At 61.9% G+C, this 25,710-nt stretch carries 1 protein-coding gene (only partly in view); it reads left to right on the top strand.

Annotated elements, in window-relative coordinates; translation table 11 throughout:
* Positions 1–25,710: the 3' portion of a tandem-95 repeat protein gene (locus BMY22_RS16360; RefSeq protein WP_143068516.1), read on the top strand. The gene continues 8,550 nt to the left of window position 1, outside the view; only the last 25,710 of its 34,260 coding nucleotides appear in the window; its start codon lies off the left edge, out of view; its stop codon occupies positions 25,708–25,710.

The following is a 25,710-nucleotide window of genomic DNA, read 5'->3' as shown; positions in this document are numbered from 1 at the left end:
GGCACCCTTCGCCATAGCGGCGGTTTGGCGCAGGGCGGCTCGTACGCCCAGAGCGCGACCATCCGGATACCCGTACGTCCCGAAGGGCGCTATTACCTGGGTGTCAAGACCGATACCGGCACCGAGGTGCTCGAGCCCGACACCCGGGTCGACAACGTCAGTTCCGCCCGTGCTATCGATCTGGCTGCAGCCTATGCCGACCTCAACCTCATTTCGCTGAGCGTTCCGGAGACGGCGCAGAGCGGAGAGAACATCCTGGTCACCTGGGAAGTGAGGAACGACGGCAACGCCACGACCGATCTGGCCTTGTGGAGCGACCGCGTCGTGCTCTCCTCGGACGATAACCTCGGCGGCGACGACATCGTCCTGGCCGGTTCCGTGACCCATGCCGGCCTGCTGTCGCCGGGACAAGGCTATATCGGGCGGGCCACCATCACCCTACCGCGGGATCTGAGCGGCGAGTACTACGTTATCGTCGACACCAACAACAACCACTCGGTGACCGAACTCGGTCGTACAAGCAACAATTCCCGGAGCAGCGTGGCCAAGTTGCGCGTGGGCCTGGCGCCGGTGCCGGACCTGACGGTGGCCGACGTGAGCGGCCCGACGAGCCTGCGCCCCGGGGAAACCGCCACCGTCACCTACACGGTGTCCAATCAGGGTAGTGCTGCCACTACCCGCGCCTGGAGCGACCGCATTTACATCGATCACGGCGCGCAGGGGCTGTACGAGCTCGCCAACCTTCTCAATAGCGATCCGCTGGCGGCGGGCGCCAGCCTGTCCCGCAGCGCTTCCTTTACCCTGCCATTCGGGTTCCAGGAAGGTGATTTCCGCTGGGTGGTCAAGACCGATGCGGACGACACCCTCTATGAGCGCAACGGCGAGGTCAACAATCAAGCCGCCTCGACGGCCACCGTGCATGTGTCGCGCGTCGATCTGGCGGTGACGGAGGTCCGTGGGCCGGGACTGGTGCAGTCCGGCAGCACGCTTCACCTCGAATGGACGGTCAGCAACCGCGGCGCTGCTGCGCCCGGAAACTGGGTCGATGCCGTCTACCTGGTGCAGGGTGGGATGCAACGCAAGTTCGCCGAGATGGTGCATGCCGGCGGACTGGCCGCCGGCGCCGGCTACACGGCGAGCGCCAACTTCGAACTCCCGCTCGAGTACCGCGGCGAATACGACATCCTGGTGATCACTGACGTCAATCGCGTGCTCGACGACGCCAACCGCAGCGACAACCAGACCGCCGGGCACCTGTCGGTCGACTTGGCGCCCTACGCCGATTTGGCGGTGACGCAAGTCGAGGCGCCGGAGCGCATCATCAGTGACCCCGCCCCGCTGGACGTCAGTTGGACCGTCATCAACCAGGGAACCGGGGTCGGTCGCAGTGCCGCCTGGGCCGATCGCGTGATCCTGTCCCAGGACGACACGCTCGGCAATGGCGATGACCTGACGGTTGGCGAATACTGGCACGACGGCGCGCTGGCCGCTGGCGAGTCGTACGGCCGCAGCGAGCGCATCCTGTTGCCGCCGGGCACTTCGGCCCGCTACAAGCTCTTCGTCGTCTCCGACGCTAAGGGCGACGTCTTCGAGGATTACTCCGAAGTCAACAACGTCGGGCGGCTGTCCCATGGCGTGGATGTGATGCCCATTCCCTATGCCGACCTGCAGGTCGCCTCGGTGGTTGCCGAAGGGAGCGCTGCCAGCGGAAGGCCGCTGCGTGTCACCTGGGAGGTGGTCAACAACGGCATCGGGATCACCAATACGGCGGACTGGCCAGACAACGTCTGGCTGAGCCGCAACGCGGATGGCAGCGACGTGGTGGCATCCTTCGGTTCGGCGCGCCACATCGGCCAACTGGCCGTGGGCGACCGCTACAGCCGCAGCCTCGACCTCACCTTGCCCGAGGGAATCGAGGGTAACTATTACCTCAATGTCCGTACGGGCGGTCCGTTCGAGTTCGTGTTCGGCGACAACAACACCGGTAGTTCGGCAGCCGTCCCCATCACGCTGTCCGCGTCGCCGGACTTGGCCGTGGAGACTGTCTCCCTGCCGGCCACGGCACAGGAGGGTGCGCTGATCGACGTCTCCTGGACGGTGGTCAACCAGGGTGAGGCTGCGGCGATAGGGCTCTGGGTGGATACCGTCTGGCTGGTCCCGGTAGACGGCAGCGGCAGCGCGGTCTCTCTCGGCAGCTTCACCTACGACCGTGGCCTCGAGTCCGGCATCCGCTACACCCGCACCGAGCAGGTGCGTCTCCCCGCCAAGATCGAAGGTCTGTACCGGGTCCAGGTCATCACCAACGCCAATCTCGGTGCCAGCGGTAGCCAAGTGTATGAGCATGGCGCGGCCCGCACTAACAATACTTTTATCTCTGCCGAGAGTACCGAAGTCAGCATGCTCGACCGGCCGGATCTGCGTGTCAGTGCCGTCAGCTTGCCTGAGCACGTGACTGCCGGCACGGCAGCGGGTATCCGCTATACGATCAGCAACATGGGGGCGCTGGCGACCAGCGGCCGCTGGACCGACAAGGTCTACCTGTCGCTGGACGCCACCCTGAGTGGCGATGACCGCTTGGTCGGCCAGTTCCAGAACGGGGCGGCGTTGGCGCCGAGCGAGGCGTATGCCAACGAAACCGCGATGGTGGAGATCCCCATCCGCTACCGCGGCGATGCGTATCTCATCGTCGTTGCCGATGGCAACCATAACATCGACGAATACCCCAACGAGGCCAACAATGTCCGGGCCGCACATTTCTACATCGACCCGGTCCCGTTTGGCGATCTCGTCACGAGTGATATCGTCGCACCCGACCAGGCTGTTCATGGTGCCAGCATTGAGGTGCGCTACAAGGTGGCGAACCTGGGCAGTGCGACCACGCGAGGCGATGAGGCCGCGCTCAACACCTGGACCGACACCGTCTGGCTGACGCGCGACAAGCGTCGCCCGGGCGCCTACAAGGGCGACATCCTGCTCGGGTCCTTCACCCACGTCGGCAACCTCGGTGTCGGCGAAGACTATCTCGGGACCGCGCAGGTCGCGATTCCCGACAACGTCCTGTCCGGCCAATACCACATCACGGTGTGGAGCGACACCTACGATGTCCTCCTCGAGGACACCCTGGCATCCAACATCAACCCGGACGATGCGACCCAGGTCGACAACAACAATTACAAGGCCCGGCCGATCAGCGTGCTCGGTATCACGCCGCCGGATCTGGTGGTCAGCAACGTGGTCGCGCCCGATACGGCGGAAGCCGGCGGCAGTTACACCTTCGGCTACACGGTGCAGAACCGCGGCGACGTCTTCGAGGGTAGCTGGACCGATTCCGTCTACATCACCGACAACCCGGACTGGAGCGCCGCGCGGGAGGTCTGGAAGCTGGGCGACTACCAGCAGACGCGGACGCTGGGCAACGGCGAGCGTTACAGCGTCTCCCAGACCATTCAGCTGGCGCCTTCGGTGAAGGGCCGCTACATCGTGGTCCGCAGCGATACCGCCAGCCGTGTCGGCGAGTCGGATGAGGGCAACAACAACCGTGCCGCGTCTTCCATCGTTACCGCGCAGCCTGCCGACCTGCAGGTCACCGATATCCGCACCGAACCGGCGAATTTCTCCGGCGAGCAAACCACCATCACCTGGACGGTCACCAACTTCGGCGGAGCGGTCTGGGCGGGTACCCGCAGTTGGGTCGACGCGGTCTATCTGAGCCGCGACCCGAACTTCATTCCCGATCGCGCCACGCCGCTGGGCACCTTCGTCCACGCCAACGTGGACGGTCTGGCGTCCGGCGGAAGCTACACGACCTCGGCCAAGGTCCGCCTGCCGGCGGGAACCGACGGCCCGTACTACCTCTACGTCATCACCGACGACGAGAATAACGTCGCTTCCTCCGGAAAGGGCCGAGCCAAGCGTGAGCTTCTGTCCGGGGGAGACAACACTGACGCGAAGGACTTCCACACCGGCGGCGACATGCCGGGTACGGCCTATGAAGGCGCCCGCAACGACAACAACATCGCGCGCGGTAACCTCGAGATCACCTACCGCGAGCCCGACCTCCAAGTCGACACCATTGCGGTGTCCGACCCCAGCCCGCACTCGGGCCAGACGGTCACCGTCACTTGGGCAGTGAGCAACCGTGGCACGCGGGAAACCCGCATCAACAGCTGGTATGACGGCGTATATCTGTCCCGCGACGGTTCCCTGGATTACGGCGATTATCCGCTCGTCGATCGGGGCTCGCAGGTCGAAGCGCTGGTCAAGGCGAAGAACATCAGCTTCCGCGAGAACAGCGAACCCAAGTACCTGAAACCCGGCGAGTCCTATACCGCCTCGGCCACGTTCAAGCTGCCGGAATCGATCAGCGGCGACTTCCGGATCATCGTCAGGACCGATACGCCACTCTTCAAGGACCCATGGGGCCAAGAGCGCAGCACCATCCGCGATGGACTGCCCGGGCTCGCACGACTCGGCGATCCGTCCGGCGCCATTCCGGAATTCCAGGACGAAGGCAACAACGTTACCGCCATCGACTTGCCCATTACCCTGGCCACGCCGCCCGACCTGCAGGTGACGGCGGTCACGGCCCCCGCCAGTGCGCTGGCCGGCCAGACCTTTACCGTCAGCTACCAGGTCGTCAACTCGGGGGGCGACACCCCCAGCGACCAGGCGACATGGAACGATCTGGTTTACCTCTCCAAGGACCGTTTCCTCGACGTCAACCAGGACCGCTATCTCGGCTACATCCAGCATAAAGGGGCACTGGCGGGTGGCGCAGGCTACGATGCCAGCCTGACGGTGACGGTACCGAAGAACCTCGAGGGTGCGTACTACCTCTTCGTCGTCACCGATCCGGCCCGCGCATGGGGCACGGACGAATACGGCAAGGTTCGCGAGTTCGGCAGGGACCTGAACAACGCCACTGCTACCGTGCAGCCCATCCTCGTCGAGGTCCCGCCACCGGCCGACCTCAAGGTCACCAACGTGATGCTTCCCTCAAGTGCCAAGGTCGGCGATGAGATCCGCATCGACTACACGATCACCAACGACTCCATCAATATCGCCTACGGGCGCTGGACCGATGCGCTTTACCTTTCCGCCGACAACGCCTGGGATCTGGGCGATATTCTCATCGGCAAGGTCGAGCATGTCGGCGATCTTGACGGCGGTAGTAGCTACAGCAGTGCCCTGACCGCCAAACTGCCTCCGCTCAAGGACGGCAACTGGCGCATCATCGTCCGGCCCGACCTCTACAACGAGGTCTTCGAAGGCACGATCACCTATACCGCCAGCGGTCTGAGCCTGCCGCCGGGCGAGGCAAACAACCGGACCGCTTCCGGTGCCACCATGCAGGTGACGGTGCCTGAGCTACAGGTGGCCAGCCCGCAGGCGACCACGCTCGGTTCCGGCGAGGCGCGTCTCTACAAAGTCAGCGTCGCCGCTGGCGAAACCCTCCGGGTGAGCCTGGACGCGGTGGCCGCGGAAGGTAGCAACGAACTCTACATCCGCTACGGCGACATCCCGACCGGCTACGTCTTCGACGCCGCCTACGGCAACCCGGTCGCCACCGACCAACAAGCAGTCATCGGCAGTACCTGGGCCGGCGACTACTACATTCTCGTGCGCGCCCGCCAGGGATCAGCCGATTCGTCGGTGACCCTGCGCGCCGATCTGCTGCCGCTGTCGATCACCAGGATCACCCCGGACCAGGGCGGTACCGGCGATGAGGATCACCGCTGGGTCACCCTCGACATCTACGGCGCCCATTTCAAAGCCGGCGCGCTGGTCAAGCTGTCCCGTCCCGGCGTCTTCGAAGCCGAGCCGGAGCGCTGGCAAGTCCTGGATGCCACCCATATCCGGGCCATCTTCGATCTGCGCAAGCTGCCTCACGGTCTCTACGACGTCACCGTCCTCAACCCGGACGGCCAGCATGTCACCGAGGCGCAGCGCTACCTCGTCGAGCGCGGCATCGAAGCCGACGTCACCATCGGCATCGGGGGCGCACGCAGTCTCAATCCGGGCGAGAATGCCCTTTACAGCGTCTCCCTACAAAGCCTCACCAATGTGGATACGCCCTATGTGCGCTTCGACTTCGGCGCTCCGGAAATGGGCTACAGCGCCAATGTGCTGGACGGCCTCAACCTGCCGTACGTCGTCTTTGGCAGCAATGTGGCCGGGCAACCGGACGGCCGCACCGTCGATGCCGCCGGCAATACTCAGCACTACGGTGTGACGCCGAGCGATGGCACCCCGCGTTCCGACATTCCCTGGGCGCGTCTGGACGGCGTGCAGGACACCTTTGGCTTCAATCTTGCCCCGGGCTATGCCTTCGACGTGCCGGCCGGCGCCTTTGTCGGCATGAGCTTCAACATCCAGACCTACCCCGGCCTGGCCGAGTGGCTGGCCTACGACTTCGAGGGCTTGCGCGACAAACTCTATGCCGTCCGACCCGACTGGAAGGCGCAGGGGCTCCTCGACGGCGGTGTGCAGGACCTCGACAAGATCGCCGAAGGCCTGGCGGCGAAATTCCAGTCGAAGGATCCGGAAGTGCATGTCACCAAACTCGAAAACCTGGCCATGCCCTTCCGTTTCAACGTGGTCGGAGCGGCGACGCCGCTGGCTCGCGACGAGTTCGTTGCCGACCAGAGCGCGCATGCCAAGAAGCTACGCAGTGCCATTCTGGCCGACACGACGGCGCCTTCGGCGCTTGCCACACTTGCAGCCGACGAAGGCCAATGGGTGAGCGGCTGGCTTGGTGCGCTGGAAGCTGCGGGATTGTTGCGTCCGCTCGACGAGGCTCCGCCCATCCGCGACAACCCGGAAGTACTCAGCCTCAACGCCACGCTAGCCACGGGCATCCTGCTCGGCAAGGGGGGCGACAGCTACCGCACCCAGGCCGACATCCTCGGCTTCTTTGCCAAGGTCCAGGCATGGTATGGCGACACCGCGAAGTATGCCGGTGACCCGGACGCCGCCAAGGCCATGGTCGACTACATCGAGGTCCGCGAGGACGGGGAGGGCGGCTCGGTAGAAATCCCAGTCCCGGTCATGGCTGAGCCGGAAGCGTTCGAGCTGAATGCCAGCCACGATACCCATTTCATTAATTTCAACATCTTCGCCGGCAGCCGGACCGAACTCGAGTACTTGCGCCACATTGGCGTACTCGACCAGGAGTTCAATCCGGTCGCCGGGCAGACCCTCAACCTCACCCAATACCTCCAGCAGGCCGCCCAGCAGAATGTCGCCGCCAATGCGCTCGTCAGCGTGCGCGGACCGCAGGCGGTTTTGGGGGATGACGGCAACAGCTACGTCCCGGCCGATACCGCGTTGCCCTACACGGTCTCCTTCAGCAATCCGACCGAGACGCCGGCCGGCCAGCTGCGCATCGTCACCCAGCTCGACGCCAACCTCGACCCGCGCTCATTGCGTCTGGGCGATCTGAAGATCGGCGATATCAACGTTCACTTGCCGACCGACAAGGCCAATTTCCAGGGTGACTTCGACTTCACCGCGAGCAAGGGCTTCGTCCTGCGCGTCAGCGCCGGCGTCGATGCCTCCACCGGCGTTGCCACCTGGCTCCTGCAGGCCATCGACCCGGATACCGGCGAAGTCATGCCCGATGCCACCCAGGGGCTCCTCGCCAGGTCCGCCGATGCCAGCCAGACCGACGCCGAGCAGCAGAAGCGCGGCTTCGTCAGCTACACGATCCGCTCGGCCGATACGGTGGTGTCCGGCGCGGAAATCACCGCGTCGGCCCGCATCCTCCTCGACGCGGCCCCGCCCATCGATAGCGATGTCATTTCGGTCAAGCTCGATGCCAAAGCGCCGCAGACCACGCTCAAGGTCACCTCGCTGGGCAACGACGCCCAAGGTGCGACCATGTTCGACGTTCAGTGGCGCGCCACGGACGACGCCAGCGGCATCAAGTCGGTGACTGTTTACGTGGCCGAGGAGGGCGGCGACTTCAAGATCTGGCAGCGCCAGGTCGGCCCCGATATCACCCAGGCCGTATTCACCGGCGGGGCCGGCAAGCACTACGAATTCCTCGCCGTCGCCACCGACAAGGCCGGCAACCGCGAGGCCGCCTCGGTTGCCAACGCCGTGCTGCCGGACGACGGCGCGCGCCAGGACGTGCTCGACGCGCTGGGCGTCAACGAGACGGTCACCCAGACCGCCGGGACGCCGCTCGCGCCCGCCGACCGTAGCTATGCGGCCAATGCCCTCTTCGAGCAATCCACCCAGCAGCTGCCGGGCTGGGTCGCTACCTACCAGACGAGCGATCTGCGTACGGTTCTTTCGCCCTTCACCCTGCGCGGCTTCGCCGACGGCTATGCCGCGAGCGACGCCGATATCGGCGCCCAGGCCTTGGTGGAGCTGCCCGACCAGGCAATCCTCGCGAGCGCCGGGGCGCAACGCAATGAGGTCTATCGCTACGACAAGAAGGGCGGCCACAGCATCACGCTGCTCTTCGCTCTCGATGCGCCCGTGCTCGACATGGCGGTCGATGCCGTCGGTCAGCTCTGGATCATGACCGGCGCCGAACTCCTCCAGGTTGATGCCGACAGCGGGGCCATTCTTCAGCGTCTCAAAGGACCCGGTGCCGATCCGCTCACCCATGCGCTCGCCATCCACCCGCAGACCGGAGAGATCTACGCCTCGTCGGGCAATGGCATCGAAATCTTCAACCCGGCCGAGACTAATCCCGCCAAGGCTTGGAAGCATTTCAGCAACCAGCGCGTCGGGGATCTCGCCTTCGGCCCGGACGGCCGTCTGTGGGGAGTAAAATGGACCGGCACTAGCATCGCCGGTGCAGCGCTCGACGCCACCACCGACATCGTCAGCTTCCCCATGAGCGGACGTACAGTCGGCCGCGCCGAGCTGGAATATCGTCTCTCGGGTCTCGTCGACAGCATCAGTTTCGGCGTGGCCGGCACGCCGCTCGAAGGCCTGCTCGTCGCCTCCACCAACCTCAAGCAGCGCCCCATGGTCGACGGAGCAGGGGAGACGCCGCACCAGTCCTCGGTCTGGATGATCGAGCTCGCCAGCCGGCGCGTCCTGCAGGTCGCGGCCGGTGGTACCCGTGGAGAGTCTATCGTCACCACCAGCGACGGCCGCATCCTGGTGGCCGAAACCGGCCGCATCGACGAAATTGCCCCGCATCGCGCCCCGACGGTCCAGGCCGTCACCGTCCCCGACGGTGCTCTCGTACCGCTGCCCATGAACCGCATCGGCGTGGTCTTCGACCTGGCCATGTGGGTCGGCGACGCGGACGACCTTGGCAGTGTGCTCAATCCGGCCAACTACGGCCTCACGGTACTCGGTGCCAATGGCGGTGCCGTTGTGAACCCGGAAGCCGTCACCTGGGACGCTGCGACCCGTACCGCCTGGCTCGACGTCGCCGGGCTCGAGGCCGGCCAGTACCAGCTGGAGATCCAAAGCCGGCTGGAGAGCAGCGCCGAAGTGCCGCTGGAGCAGGCTTACATCAGCACTTTCACGGCACTCAACGATATGAGCGCCCAATTGCGTCTCGACTTCACCCGGACCCGTGCCGACCGCGCGACCGGCTCCGTGAGTTACGACGTCAGCGTGACCAATATCGGCGTCGACGACCTCAAGGGGCCGATGATGCTGCTCCTGGATCCGGGCCGTTATTTTGGCGGCGAAGTCGACGGGGCCAACGCTAGTGGCGGTGAACAGTCCGGCCTGTGGGGTCTCGATCTGACCGCCGCGTTGCAGGGGCTCGGCGGCAGCCTCGCCGTGGGCGCCATCTTGGCGGACCAGACGGTCACGATCGTTCCGCTCAGCCTGTTTGCACCCAAGGCAGGGCTTGCCGATCTGGCCAAGGCCAACCTCGGTCACGGCGTCTATGCCTATCCGCAAGACAATCTGCCGCCGCAGCTCACTGTGGTTGGGGTTGCCGACACGGCCAGCGCTGCCGCTTACGAATTGCCGCCCGCCATGGTCGGCCAAGCCTGGAGTGCCGACATCGAGGCCATCGATTCCGACGGCACGCTCTTCTACTGGCAACTGGTACAGGCGCCGGCGGGTGTGACGCTGACCCCATCCGGCGAAGTGACTTCCGAGGCGGACGGTTATCACAACCGTGCGACGCTGGTCTGGACGCCGACTGCCAATGCCGACGCCGCCACCGAAATCCTCGTCCGCGTGCAGGACAGTCGCGGTGGCATCGCCTACCGCCACTACCAGATCGCCGTGGCCGGAGGCAACTATGCACCGGTCGTCAGCTCACAAGGCGACATCACGCTCAAGGAAGGCGAAATCCTCAGTCTGCCCATAGCTGCAGCCGATGCCGACGGCGATACGCTGACCGTGACCGTCAAGAACCTGCCCTCCGGGGCGATCTTCGATGCATCGACCGGTCTGCTGAGCTGGGTACCGGGCTACGATCAGGCCGGCATCTATGAAAACGTCACGGTCATCGCAAGCGACGGCAAGCGCATCGTCAGCCAGCGCTTCAACCTGACCGTTGAGCAGGCCTACCCGGCCCCCGTGCTGCAGGCGGTTGCCCAACAGACGCTGCGCGAAGGCGACAAGTTTGCTCTGCAACTCTCGGGCAGCGTACCCGGCGGATTGACGCAAGCGGATGGAACCACGGCCTCGCTCGAATACGCCTGCCCATGGTTGCCAGGCGGCGCGACGCTCAATTCGGAAACCGGCTGGTTCGAATGGACACCAAGCTTTGCCCAGCATGGCAGCTACAAGGTTCCGGTCCTGCTCATCGCAACCTGGACGGCCCCGGATGGCGAAGTCACCACCACCACGGTGACGCGCGAAATCGTCCTCGATGTCATAAACGCCAATGGCGCGCCCATCTTCGATGCCGCCGAAACCTGGCAGGTACTCGAAGGCCAACCTCTGCGCATCAGCGTATTCGCGTTCGATCCCGACAATCCGTCTTTCGAGCCGAAGGTGCGTTTCAATCCGGCAGCCCCAGCAAGCGGTCCGGAGACGACGGCGCCCACTGTCAGCTACGAAGTCAGCGGCCTGCCGGAGGGTGCCAGCTTCGATGCCGAGACAATGGAAATCGTCTGGACGCCAGGCTATGCCCAGGCCGGCATCTACTCCGTCACGGTGACGGCAACCGATGAAGGCGACGGCACGGGAACGCCCGCGATCAGCCATTTGACTCTGCCCATCGTCGTCACCAACGCCAACCGTGCCCCGATGGTCGGCGACATCCAGAATGCCTTCGTCGACAAGGGCGCAGTGCTGGAAATACCGATCAGTGCGGTCGACGTCGATGGCAACCCGGTCGAACTCACCTTCAGTGGCTTGTCCCGCTTTGCCACCTACACCCAAAATCCGTCTGCCGATCCGAGCAAGCCAAGCGGTGTGCTTCGCTTCGCACCAAGGGCTGGCGATCGTGGTGATTACATCATTACGGTCTCTGCCCGAGATGATGGTGATGGCGATATCAACCAGGTGCTCGCCGAAGCCAAGAGCTTCGTATTGACCGTCAAGAGCACCAGCGAAGCACCGATCATCGTTGCACCGAAGCAGGTAGTGGCCTTGGCGGGCCAACCGCTCACGGTTGCGCTGCTCGCCGGCGACCTTGATCAGGATGCCCTGACTTGGTCGACCGACGGCCTGCCCAGCGGGGCCAAGCTCGTGCTCCAGCCTCAGTACGGCCAGGCCGCGCTGGAGTGGACGCCGGCGCCGACCGCAAGCGGTGTCTATGACGTGACCATCGCCCTGACCGACAAGGGCTTGCCACCGCAGGATACGGGTTACACCAATCCAGAGAGCCCAGTGCCTAGCATGGTTTGGCATAACCTGCGCATTGTCGTACGCGATACCAATGAGGCCCCCGACGTTCTCGGTATCGAAGTCAACGGCAAGCAGGTTGCTGATCCGGGTCACACCGATGTGCTCAGTATCGATGCCAGCGAAGGTGTTCCCCTCGCGCTGAACCTGTACGGATTTGACGCGGATGCCGACCTCCTCGACTGGAAGGCGACAAATTTGCCGCAAGGTATGATCTTCGTCCCCTCAGCCGACGGTACAAAGGTCAGCCTGGGTTGGACTCCTGGCAATTTTGCTGCTCAGGACGGCAACACTGGCATGCCCGGCCTGTGGCGCTTCACCGTTGCGGCCAGCGATGGCGCGGCGAGCTTCACGCGTACCGTCGAAGTGCGTGTCGTCAATGTCAACCAGACCCCGCGCATCCTGCCGATGCCGCTGCAACTGGGTTACGAGGGGGAAACCGTTGCCTTCGCCGTGCGTGCCGCCGATGCGGACAACGATGCGCTGCAACTGTCCCTCGTCTACGATGACGACACGCCGGCCGGTGTCAGCTTCGATGCAATCACAGGTTACTTCGAGTGGATGCCGGACCAGGGCGTAGTCGATAACGCCTTGGCCAGCGACAAGGCTTTTATCTTCATATTCAAGGCAACCGACGGCACTGGCACCACCACCCAGACCGTGCAGTTGCGTGTCTTCGACGTCAATCGAATACCGGAGCTGTCCGCCACCAATCATGCCGTAGTGATCGGCGACACCCTGAGCATCCCCGTTTCCTTCGGCGGTTCGGTTGTCGGTGGCATTCTGGCCCACGACCCCGATGGCGACGCGCAAACCGCTGCGCTGACGATCAGTTTCTCCAACCTGCCGGACGGTGCCGTCTACGATGTCCAGGCCAAGCGCCTCGTATGGACGCCGGGCCCCGGTCAGATCGGGGATTCCGTGATTACCGCAACCGTTTCCGATGGACGCACCACGCGCAGCGAGACCTTCGTTCTGCGCGTGGTGGCCGATGCGGCTGCCAATGCGCCGAAGATTCTCGTCTCGACCACACCCAGCACGCCCGCACTGCCCGGCCAAACCGTAATCGCCACGGTTCGCGCCGACGCGTGGAGCGGCGTGGCAAACCTCACGGTCGAGATGCGCGATGGGGAGGGCGGCACCTGGCAGCCCATACCCCTCGATGCCGCCAGCCGTATCCGGCTCATCCCGGCGTATCCAGGGCTCATCGAACTCCGGGTCACGGCCACCGACCGCGATGGATTCGTCAGCACCAAGACGCATACGATCCGCGTCAAGGACCCGGTTGACACCACAGCGCCGCAGCTCGCCTGGACGGGTGCACTCGCCGGCGCCACTGCCTATAGCGAGCCGCGGACCATCGCCGCCCCCACCGCCCTTACAGCGCAGGTGAGCGAAGCCCAACTCATGGGATGGCGCCTGCAAATCGCGCCGGCTGGTACCGACACCTGGCGAGCTCTTGCCGAGGCCGATGCGGCCGCTGTCGGCATCGACCAGATGGTGGCCCTGGCCAGTCTCGATCCCCAACTGTTCCGCAACGGCGTCTACCAGCTTCGTTTCACCGCCTGGGATCTTGCCGGCCGCACCAGTGGAGTAGAGGCGGCGATCATCATCGACTCGGCAACCAAGGCAATCTCCACCCAAACGCAGAGCGACGCCCGCGTCAGCTTGGCCGGTCACGAACTGGCCCTGACTCGCCAATGGGCTGAGGGATCGCAAGGCGATCTGGGCAACTGGAGCCTGCCGCTTTACAACACACAACTGACCGGCGACCAGCCGGCCACGCTGCCTTCCGGCGCTGCGGCCCCATGGTCTGAGGGGGCCCGCGTCTGGCTGACGGTGCCCACCGATCTCGGCAATCCGCAGACTGGGCTCATGAACCTGCGCTTCACCCTCGGTTCGGTCAGCGAACGCCTGGGCAGCGAACCCGGCGCGCCAGTCATCTGGCGCCCGCAATTCATCGCCGATCAAGGCTGGCAACTGCTTGCCCATGGCGACGATTCCGGTGCCTCTGATGCGCTGCATGCCACCGAATTGCTGACCCGCCAGGGCGACCGCTTCTACAACCAGGCTACCGGGCTGCCCTGGGTGCCCACCGGCTACACCCTCACCGCGCCTGATGGCACTCGCTATGAGTTGGACGCCGCGGGCTCGATCGGCCGTGTCTCCTTCATCGATGGCCAGGCATGGCTCGTCACAGATTCCGGCATCGCTGCTGTTGGCAGCAGCGAGCGGGTCAGTTTCGAGCGCGACAGCTCAGGCCGCATCGTCCGGCTGACCTATCCGAGTGCCTCGGACGCTCCGACAGCCATCGCCTACCGCTACGACGACCAGGGTCGGCTCATGCTGGTTCGTCACCTCGACGATGCGGGCTTGGGGACTCCCATTGCCTACACGGTGGCCGGGCAGCCGGTCACCGACCCGCTCACCGCCAATCTCGGCGCCGTGGTCAATTGGAGCACCGGCAACATCAACGCATGGAGCGGCACCCTGACTGCCGATCAAACCGCTACGTTCGCCTTTGCCGTGCGCGAGAGCGAAATCGCCTCTACCGTCCATGCACCGGGCGGGCAGGGGGCCGTAATCCTGGCGCTCGAAGCCTCGTTGCCGTCAAACGCTCACCTGGAGGCTGCGGGTGCACAGATCATCGGCACGGCCACGGTCGAGGGTAAGGTTACTCACCTGCTTCGCGTCACCGAGTCCGGTGTCAAGCTCATTCGCATCAGCGGTGCGGGCGAGGCCCAGATTCGCATCAGTCTCGCCGGCGACCTCAACCGCGACGGCAAGATCGACGGTGCCGACAGTGCGCGTTGGGAGCAGGCGAGCATCGATCAGGATAAGGTCGGCGACCTTACCGGCGACGGACTCATCAACATAGCCGACCGTCAGGCGCTCTACGCCAACACCGGCTTTGCGGCCAACCGGGCACCCATGGCCGTCGACACCTTGCCGAGCCTGAAGACCCACACCGACCTCGGCATGAAGGCCGCACTCGCCAGTATCGCCGAAGACCTCGAAGGCGATGCCGTTTTCTGGCGCGTGCTCGGCAGTACGTACGGCACTGCCAGGCTCGACGCCAATGGCAAGACAGTGAGCTTCACGCCTGAGGCCGGTTACAGCGGTGAAGCCACCATCCGCCTGCAAGCCGACGACGGCTTCGCGGCGGGGGCGCCGATCGAGCTGAAGGTGAACGTAAGCGGCGCAAAGCTGGTGAGGCTCCATCTCGCCCAAATTCCCGCCTTGGCCACCGGCCAGTTCGCCCAGCTCCAGGCCACGGCCGACTTCGAGGACGAGCAAGGTGTGGCCATCACCAATGGCGACTACCTCACGGTGAGCACGGCTGACCTGGCCGGCATGGGCTACGTGGGCGCCAGCCCGGTCCAGGTGGACGACGCGCATGACCTCGTTCGCGCCACGACTTCGGGGCCGGCGCTCGTCATCGTCCGGCACCTCGACACCGATGGGCGCCGAGTGCAGGCCGCTGCGGTGCTCAATGTTCAGGCCGCGCTGGTCGGTTCCGATGTAGCGGGCGAGGAAAGTGATTATTTCGAGCCGGAGCTAACCATCCAGCCGGACGTCTATCCCGACACGCTGAGCCTGGTGCCGGGTGGGACTCGTCAGCTGAAGGTCCACCTCCTTGATTCTAGTTCTGCGGAGCAGGCCGACATCCACGCGGCAAGCCAGGTGGTCTTCGCCGGTACTCCGGAGCAAGTGGAAACCTATCTCGATCCGAGCACCCAACTGCCGCTGCTCGACCCGGATACCGGCGAGGTCATGCTGGACCCCGATACCGATGAAATCCTGCTCGATCCTAACACCGGCGAAACCATTACTTACGTCATCCCGGCCGTACCGGAGGCGCGGAGCGGCACCCGCTACCTCGTCAGCGACGAATCGGTCGCCACCGTCAGCGAAGACGGCCTGATCACCGCGAGGAAGGCTGGTCGGGTGACCCTCTCCATCGTCCATCTCGCGACTGCGTCCGATGACTTCGGCTGGATCACCGAGCAAGTGATCGGCCAGACCGACATCACGCTCACGGTCGAAGCCGCACAGATCATCGACAATGATCCCGACACCGCAACACCGGCGCGCATCGCCATCGATGCCACGCGGGGCGGTGTGGTGCAGGCTGGGACCGGCGAAACCGTGATGATCGGTGCCGGTGCGCTCAAGTCGGATGTGCCGGTCGGTATTGAACGTATCGATATCGGCGATATCGAGGCTGCGACTGGCATGGCGGTAGCGGCCGCCGGCGTGTTGCAAACCGTGGGCGCATTCCGGCTGGATATCGGCGCACAGGCTGCCGGCTATCCGCTGCAACTCTCGATTCCGCTGCAAGGCACCGCCGACTTCGTGGTCGGCGAGGAAGTCTTGTTCTTCAAGAAAGGAGTGGTGCTGCAACTCGACGGCAGCTTCAAGGATACCTGGTGGCTGGTAGATAACGGCACCATCGGCGCCGATGGTGTGGCACGCACCGCCAGCCCGCCCTACAACGGGCTGGACGCCTCCGGCGAATACGTCGTCTCCAAACGGACTCCCGGCGTCATTGCCGGTAGTCTGGATCTGACCGGCAGTGCAGGAGACTGGATCACTTTCGGCGGAATGGGCGTGTCCCTCGGCTTTGGCATGGATGTGGCCATCCATTCCGAAATGCTCGGCATCATTGCCTCTGCGGCCACCAGCGCGAGCGCCGGCAGCTACCACTTCGGGGTACCGCAGTTCGTCGATATTCCGTTGCTGCAAATTGCGCCGGGAGATCGTTACGAACTCAACCTGCCCGATATGCTGCCACCGGTGCAAACGCCCTGGGGCAACGTTGTCATACCGAACATCGCAACGGCCAACGTCGATGACAGCGGCACATTCAAGATTATCCTGAACAACCCGGATCCTGGGCAGTTCGCCGGCAAGCTCATGCTCCGGATGGTTTTTGAAAACGGCACAACCGAGGATGTCTTGGAGCTTCCCGGGGCGGCCAGCGGCGAAATCACCGTGACGCCACCAGCGGGTATCGCCATCGGCAGTGTTCGCTGGCAGGTGGTGCGCCTGATTTCCACGGCCCAACTCAACGGTTCGGGGGGCTTTACCGACGGCAAGTCGATCGAATTCGCCGGCAATGTCCTGAGAATCGAGCCCAAGCCGCACATGGCTGCGGTGCTCACCCGCAGCGGCGTTGAGTTCGTGCGCCAAAGCGACAACGCCGTCGTCGGCACCGTCAACCTGCTCGACCATCTGGGCAGCAACGATCTCGACGGGGACTATCTCACCGGCGGCAAAGTACAGCCGGTTGTCTTCACCGACAATCTGTCGACCGTCTATGTCGCCGGCAATGGCGTCATCTACGCCATCGACATGCTCAATTACAAGCTGATCGACAAGATCGCGATCCCCGCCGGCAAGAATATCTCCAGCCTGGTCACCGTCGGCAGCCTGCTGATCATCGGCGAAGGCGAACGTTTCGGTGGCGGTGGTGGCAACCGCCTGCTGGTCATGGACATCGACCCGGGCAGTCCGCGCTTCAAGGAGGTGATGTCGCTGAAGAGCACGGGCGTCGAGAGTGCGCCGTATGGTGTGGGCGGCATGACGGTCGGGCCGGACGGCAAGACGTTGGTCGTCTCCGCGCCCAGAAACCCCAACAGCGTCAGCCTGGGCGACCCCAAAAAGCGGGGGGACATCCTCGTCCTCGACCTGTCGACGTTGAACCTGAAGACTGGGGCGATCGCCGCGCCCATCATCGCCCAATTGCCATCCGACGGCATCAGCGGAAAGGCCCCGCAGGTGATCACCGCGACCAGGGATGCCGACCGCTATCTGGTCAGTAGCTTGGCCGACTATAACCGCGGCCTCTCGACGCTGGTCCTGACGCGGGATGCCAATGGCAAGGTCTCGGCGGCCAAGATGGTGGCCATCCCGATGTCGCAACCCGGCAACGCCATCCGGATCGATCGGCTCGACATCCAGCGCGCCCAGAGTGCCGTCCTCGTCGAAGTGGACAACGTCGAGTACGCCATCGTTTCAGATGACAACTACCATTTCCTCGACCCGTACTGGAAGGCCATGTACGAAGCGCCGATGTTCATCCAGACTTCGCCGTTCGGCCCGCCCACGGCAGTCGGTGGCAGCGCCAGCGCCAAGAAGGTGAACGTTGGCGGCAAGCTGGGCATCGTCAAGGACCCCTTCGGCAAGCCGGAGTTCATCGGTGCCACGCTGCCACTCGACGGCTATGGCATCCTCAATCTCTCGGTGTCCGAAGATGGCAAGACGCTGCTTGGGCAGCTCAAGGGCGGCTACAGCGCCAACATCTTCGACAATACGCAGAGGCCGCACCAGAACCACGCCTGGAGCGTGGAAGCGCTGATCCAGGCGGCCCAGGCGATGCCTGAGCAGGACCGGTTGTCCAAGCACATCCACCTGCTCGACACGGCCGAACAACTCATCCCGGCGCCTGCTGCGGCCCCGGCGGGGACGTTCTTTGACCCGGACAATCTCTCGGTGGAGGCCAGCGGCCGCATGGGCGACGTGATCGAAGTCGACCTCAAGCGCCTCATCGCACACGCCATGTTGGGTCTGCCGCGACCCGATGATGAGCTCGGCGATGCCGACAAGGAGAAGATCCTGGCCAAGAAGCATGAGATCGAGCAACTCATCACGAACCTGAGTGTCGATTTCGTGGTGAAAGAAAAAGACAGGCTGCTCGACGAAGCTACGCAGGAAACGCGTGGAATGACCTTGGTTACCAAGGCCGACAAAACTATTGTTTCGCGCACCGAGTTCGGTGCCGATGCGAGCTTCGAGCTGACCGGGCGCTTCTTCGTGGTGCCGAACATCTCCAGGAAGGATCTGACAACCTTGCGTGCGGGCGGCAATCTAGGCACCAAGGATATCCAGCTTGAATTGAGCTATACACTTGGAAAGGAGGTCGGAAGTTTCAAGGAGGGCACTGCCAAGGCTTTTCTGACGATTACGGCAAATGATTACATAAAGGCCGACAAGGCAATTTTCTTCGGGGATAGGCCGCTGGATGATCCTGGGTATAGCGATTTTGGCGGCTCCATAAAGGGGAAAGCCATTGCTGCCGAAAGCTTGGCGAATGATGTCTTGTCTTCCTATCGGATAGAGCAGAGGTTGAAGTATCTTGGCTATGGTATTTCGTCCGTTGAGGGAAGTGATGAAATCAAGGTCGACGGCTTCATTGATAAGTCCGAAGGGATCGTGCTGAGGCAATTCAGCCAGATCGTGCAGGGTAAGAGTGAATACAAGGATTCTGAGGAAATAATCGTAAAAAAGAAAAGCACCACAGTCAGATATCCGCCAATCACCTTGTCGGTATCAGATATCGGGTGGCTGAATGCCTATAACACGCCGCACTGGATGCAATACGAATTTGGAATGGACGGCGTGCTAGGGGCGGAATGGGAAAATAAGGCTGATGCCTCTAGACCAACTCATGCTATGGGGACGAGTTGGATTTATGATTTGATGATTTCGGTCAAAGGCAATAATAAAACAGCGGATAACAAGGGCAGAGAGAGGCTTTGGTTTTCGGGGGCTGATCTTTTGGGAACTCGGTTGAATCTCGGGATTAATGCGAATTATGTTTCGCAGGTAAACAAAGATCAAGTCAATGGCAAAGATGTAGTGCTTGGGGTGATTCCTAAAAAACCAGCGACAAATACTCCTAATCCGATAGCTTACGGAAAGCAATGGGACTATGATAACGCAAAAGTTCTTGCTGCTCGGTTGCTAAATCCGAACCTTAATAATCTTGGTGCAGCGAGTGGAACGTTTGGTACGAACGCCAATAATGGAACGGATAAAAAGCCCCAGCTGAACAAACAGGATGAGGCTTTGCTTGACTTTATTAATGTATACGCATCAACACAAAAAAGTGGTTTTTGGGACTCGATCAATATCAGTAATGACGATGCTGAAACTATCCGCAAAGCACTATTTGGCGATGGTAGTCAGTCGGGTGGCTTGATTGACTCCAAGCAATTGTTGATCGGTGGGACAGCCTCTCTAATCGGTTCAAACATGACGAAAGAGTCGCTTTCCACATTCATGGGGAACGTGAGTGGTGTGGTCTACGCTGACTGGATAGAACCGTTGCAACAAGCCATGCTTGAGTTTGATATCACGACTCCGCAGCGAATTGCTGCGTTCTTGGCTCAGGTGCGTGCAGAGACGACGGGGCTGAAGAAAATGAAGGAAGATATTGGTCCCTATCGCGTTGGTGTGGTATTGGATAATTTTAAAAGTGCATTTTCCAATGGTAATAAAAATGCGGGTAGAGAGGAAAGATTTTTAAATCTTAAGAGTTTTGTAAAAAATACCTTGAAGTTATCCACGCTGAATGATGTAAGTTTTAGTGATCCTGGAGTTGATGCACCGCTCCGTGCAAATGGCTCTAGGGACTACAGTAAGAGTATGTATATTGCTGAGGGGGAACTATGGGAGGTGGTTTCAGATCTCTTTGCTGATCGAACATATTCGGAGGATATGGGTACAGGGAGGGGAACGGGAAATGGTAAGGAAGCAGATCACACGGCCCATAATTGGGTTGGGCGCGGCTTTTTTCATTTGACTCATAAATCAAATTACAAATCTTTCTTTGAGTATGTTTCAATCAGCCATCCTGAGCTGGTTGCGCCTGTTGAGGGGAAAAGTGTTTTTGATATTCTTCTCGAAAATCCTGATTTAGTTTCTGAAAATACAGCTAATGGACGATTGTTGTCAGCATTGTCTGGTGCATGGTACTGGAAAAATAATAATGCGAAAGATCCCGCCACGGGTACAAGTGTCGGTAAGAAATTGAGTGTAGCGGCAGATTTTCTTCAATGGAGTGATCCTGTACCTGGCGACAATGAAAATAAGTATAATCAGATTTCGCGTGGAGTGGCTACAGCGAATGAGTCGTTCCCAAAACGATGGGATTACTATGGCAATGACACTAAGGGGATTGTTCATAACGCAATAAAAGGTGGAAACCCCTATGACAATCTGCGTGCGGCGTTGACTAGGCTAGGCTTTGATGCTAGGTCGACGGCTGGGTATCAGTCGCAGTTTGGCATCCAACTTAAGGCTCGTGCTCTTGTTTCGGTTGAGAGTAAAAAGCTTTTAGCTGAGTCTGATTCAATAGCGCTTGCGATAGCAAATTGGTCTTCGTCGGATGAGGTCCTGCCTCAGAATAAGTTGAATAACTGGCTAGGAGAAGTGCTAACTCAACTCGATATCCCTGAAGGAAAACTTTGTATGTGGCTAGCTGAGCCGTCTGTATCATTTGATCATGTCGCGCCTGCGATTTATTTGGCTGCCAAATCCATACAAAAGAAAGATCGCTCTATGGGTGTGTGTGAGAAAGTGGAGGTCAATACAGGTGATGGAATCAAGGTACAAATATCACCTGGTTGGGATGCCAGAATGTATATGTACCATTACGAAGGTCGAGATTATTTCTTTGGGGAGGGTGCAAAAGCTGCTCTATTGTTAGCCCCGAAACACGGAGAATTGACTCTTGATGATAGTGGGACTCCTGATGGGTATTTTCCAAACAAGGGGTATAGCGGCAACGACTATTTTATTGTTCAGGTAGTAAAAGATAGCGTTATGGTTAAGGTCCACTATTTTGTCGTGGTGGACTATTCTGGAGAGCTTGAATATATTGATTGCCCGGAACAACCTAAGCCGTCTGATAGTCGCTGGAAAATCTCCCAGCCCTCTGCTGACGGCTCAAACGATTCCGTTTCTTGGCTCCGCACCACATCTCTGTTTGCCCTCTTGTCTGGCGCCAGTAATGCACTGAGTGGATTCGCCAATCTATCTGGCGGCGCCCTAGGCCAAGCCACTGGCGAGGGTGCGAATGCTGCCATCACCCTAGACACCAACGCTGCCGGCCACGGCTGGTTCATCGACTACACGCCATATCTGAGCGAAGAATACCTGCCCACCAGCAACCCGCTGGAGTGGATCGCCAAGCCGGGCTCAGAAGCCGAAGGCAAGATGGACCTGATGACCGTGCTGCTGCACGAGTACGGCCATGCCTTGGGCATAGAGCACACGGCCTACAGCCACGATCTGATGGCCTCCACCCTGTTGCCCGGCGTGCGCCGTTTGCCCAGCGGCGAAGAATGGCAGGCGCTGCTTGCCCAACTGAACGGCACTCAAGCCTCATCCAAAGATCCATCGACTCCGCCGGGCACTCCCTTGCCGGTCGGCATGGGGCTGGCCGCTCTCATGGCGTCGCGCCAGCGCCGCTCGGCGCTCACTCAGCTCGAGACCGTGGCCAACCCCACGCTCGAGAACCCTCGCTTCGAAGCCGGGCCGGGCTGGTCCACCGCCGGCAACGTGACCTTTGCCGCTAGCGCTGCCACGCTCAACGAAATCGCCACCACGCAAACCCGCCTCAACCAGGCCTTTGTCCTCGGCCCGAATGATCGCTTCCTCAGCTTCAAGCTGACCGATATTGCCTTGGATGATGTCAACAACGCGCCGGACGATGCCTTCGAAGTGGCGCTTATCGACGCTAATACCGGCCTCTCGCTGCTCGGCAGTACGGGGCTGAGCAGGAGCGACGCCATCCTCAACCTCCAGGCCGATGGCGGCGCGTACAAGGCCTCGGGCGTCAGCGTGATCAACAATGCCGACGGCAGCCGTACCGTGCTGGTTGATCTTGCGGGTATTGCGGCCGGCACCGTGGTCAATCTGTCCTTTGACCTCATCGGCTTCGGTCGCGGCACAGCCGCCACCAGCAGCCGTGTCACGGTCAAGGACCTGCGTCTGGGCATGCCTCAAGAAGCCCACGACGATACCGTTAGCACGGAGGAGGACGTGCCGCAGGACCTCGATGTCGCTGGAAACGACCTCGGTGCCGAGCAGCCCGGCGTTGTCCCGGTCCTCGTCGCCGGACCCGCTCACGGCACGCTGGAACTCATCGCCGAAGGGCGCTTCCGCTACACTCCGGCCGCCGACTGGTCGGGTGAGGACAGCTTCACCTACCGGCTGAGCGATGGTCGGCTCGACTCCAATATCGCCACGGTCACCCTGACTGTCACTCCGGTCAACGACGCTCCGGTGGCGGCCGATGCCCAGCTCACCCTGGTCGAAGACGGCGTGCAGCGCATCGACCTGGTAGCCCTCGCCGGCGATGTGGAAGGCGATGCCCTCACTGCCGCCATCGTCGCCGGCCCGCAGCATGGCCAGGTGGTGGCCAATGCCGACGGCAGCTTCAGCTACACCCCGCAAGCCGACTGGTTCGGTGAGGACAGCTTCAGCTATCGGGTGAGCGACGGCACGCTGGACTCCAATGTCGCCATTGTCCGCTTCACCGTCACCCCGGTGAACGATGTGCCGGCCATTGCTCCGCGCAGCGTGACGCTGAATGAAGATACACCGGTCACTGTGGACTTGCTGCAGGGTGCCGGCGACGTGGATGGCGATATCCTGACCGTCGCCATTACCACCGCCCCGCACCATGGCACCTTGAATCAGAATGCGGATGGCACCTGGACCTACGTGCCCGCCGCCAACTGGAATGGCGTGGATGTAGTGGAATACGAGGTCAGCGACGGCACCGTGGCCGTGCCCACGCGCCTGACCTTGGTGGTCAATGCCGTCAACGACGCCCCGGTGGCGGCGGACGATGCGGCCACTCTGGCCGAAGACGGCGAGGCACGTATCGTCGTTCTGGCCAACGATCACGACGTGGAGGGCGATTCGCTTGCGGTGCAGGTGGTGGCCGGCCCGCGGCGTGGTCGCCTTGAGTTGGGGGCCGACGGCAGCTTCCTCTATATCCCCGATGCCGACTTCAATGGCGAGGACCACTTCACCTACCGGGTGAGCGATGGCCGGCTCGACTCCAACATCGCTACCGTCACCCTCACCGTGACCCCGGTCAACGACGTTCCGGTGGTCAGCCCCATTGCGGCGGTTCTGCTCGAAGACGGTCAGGTCGTGCTCGATCTGCTGGCCCATGCCAGCGATGTGGATGGCGATCCGCTCACTCTCTCTGTCGGCCAGCCCGGATACGGTCAGGTCGTCAGGAGCGCCGATGGCATCTGGATCTACCGCCCGGCCGCCGATTATTACGGCGAGGACGGCTTCGCTTTCACCGTGAGCGACGGCCAGGAGACGGTCGAGAGCCGCGTGCGTCTCACCATCACCGCGGTCAACGACGCCCCGCAGGCCCGGAACGATGCGGCCACGCTGGACGAGGACGGCCGCATCACCCTGGCCCTTGTGAGCAACGACAGCGATGTGGAGAGTGATGCCCTTACGCTTGCCATCAGGAATCAACCCGCTCATGGCCGGCTTATCCTCAATCCGGACAACACAGTCATCTATGTGCCGACTACCGATTGGAGCGGCGAGGACACCTTCACCTATGTGGTGAACGACGGCGAACTCGACTCCAATCTGGCCACTGTGCGCCTCACCGTGACTCCGGTAGCGGATGCACCCATCCTGGTCTTGACCGATCGGGCAGGGCAGAGTCGGGAAGTTTTCCGGACTGGTTGGGAAACTGTCTCCAACAAGAACAGCACCTCTACCCTCGTGCAGCGTAAGGAGCTGGAAGGCTGGACTCTCACCATGAGTCCGGCCCCGAGTTCGGGCGGCAGCAATGGCTTCGAGATCTGGAGCAGTGGCGACAAGATGATGGATGCCGGCCACAAGCTGAGAACCGCCAGTGCCATGGCCGATAACGGCAACAATTGGTTTGAGCTCAACAACTCGGGCGGTTCCAGGCACCAGAACCTGGGAGTCGAACGCACGGTCGAAACCGTGGCGGGTGCCACCTACATCCTGAGCTTGGATCTTGCTGGCCGGCTGGGCTACAACGCTGACTACTCCCGCATCGGCCTCTATGTCGATGGGGTGCGTATTGGCGGTGACCAGAGCGCCAGCCCCGATACGGTGCTCGATTGGCAGACCCGTACGTTCCAGTTCACTGGCAAGGGTGGCCAGCAAACCATCCGTATCGTCTCGGAAGCTACCGAGGCCGAGAAGAACGGTCGCGGCATGATGCTCGACGACATCGTGCTCGTCGAAACCCTACCGGCCAACACCGGCTGGGAAGACAATACGATTGGCCTATCGGCCATCAGCGCGGCTCTGAAGGACGGCGATGGCTCCGAAACACTGAGCCTCTTCATCGATGCTGTGCCGGCGGGCGCCAACCTTAGCGATGGCATGCATAGCTTCACCGCGACCATGGGCAACACGCTTGCCGATGTCACGGGCTGGAACCTGGGCCAACTCAGCATCGCGCCGGCGAAGGACTATAACGGTAGCTTCACGCTGAAGGTGACGGCGCGTTCGATCGAACAGGCGAATCGGGTCATCGCTAGCAGCACCGCCGAGATCCCTGTGACATTCCTGCCTGTCAACGATGCGCCGGTAGCGACGGGAGCCAGCTTTACCTTGCCGCAGGATGGCAGTGTGCTGATCGATTTTGCGGCGCTGATCGAGGATGTGGACGGCAATGCCCTGACTTTGACCATGACCAATCCGCGGTATGGCTCGCTGAGCCGAAATGCGGATGGCCGCTATGTCTACCGGCCATCCAGAGGCTACAAGGGCAACGACAGTTTCAACTTCAGCGTTTCCGACGGCAGATTGACTGGCACGGCGACGATCCACTTGACCGTACTCACAAGTTCGGAAGCTTTGCAGGCCGCCAGCCTCCGTCTGCACGCGGAACCTACGCGGGCACCAGACGCGCCTGCTGATGACCGGGCTTACATCGTAATCAACCAAGGCAAGGATAGAAGCGCCACTACGCCCACAGTCGATTGGAACGGGCGCGCAGTGGGCTTGGAACACGTGTCAGATGAGGACTGGATCGTGGAGCGTTTTGTTGGCCGGGACAAGGACGAGCGCAGTCTTGCGGAGATCACCGGTCTGGCATGCCGGGCGGAGAGAATATGA

It is taken from the genome of Azotobacter beijerinckii (genome assembly GCF_900110885.1).
GTDB lineage: Bacteria > Pseudomonadota > Gammaproteobacteria > Pseudomonadales > Pseudomonadaceae > Azotobacter > Azotobacter beijerinckii.
The sequence above is the reverse complement of the archived record's forward strand: the minus strand, read 5'-3'. Positions and strand labels throughout refer to the sequence as shown.